The sequence below is a fragment of the Pseudomonas tremae genome (assembly GCF_001401155.1).
Classification (GTDB): Bacteria; Pseudomonadota; Gammaproteobacteria; order Pseudomonadales; family Pseudomonadaceae; genus Aquipseudomonas; species Aquipseudomonas tremae.
In genome coordinates, this window is sequence record NZ_LJRO01000369.1 from 1 (window position 1) to 311 (window position 311).

Annotated in this window: 1 protein-coding gene; it reads left to right on the forward strand. The window is 60.5% G+C overall.

The features are described from left to right. The coding region (locus ALO43_RS20810) for a lysozyme inhibitor LprI family protein (RefSeq protein ID WP_054997990.1) at positions 1–286 on the forward strand (286 nt) is incomplete at its 5' end. Positions 287–311: the final 25 nt, after the last annotated feature.

The window sequence follows — 311 nt, forward strand, 5'->3', positions numbered from 1 at the left end:
GTGTGCTGCCAATGAGCTGTCGGCGCTCGATGCTGATCTCAACAAGCAGTACAAGGCGCAGATGACGTGGCTGAAGACGCCGGCCAAAAAGCAGGCGTTCAAGGATGCACAACTGAAGTGGATAGCCCTGCGTGACGCCGATTGCCTGTATCAGGCCGGCAAGCCCGAGGATTCAGGCTCCATATGGCCGTTGCTGCAATCGCAATGCCTGGCTGACCAGACCCGCGTGCGCCTCAAGCAGTTGCAAGCCTATGTCGCCTGCCGCGAGGAAGGTTGCCCGCGTTGAGGCACGTCGGGCACGAGGTGTTCAG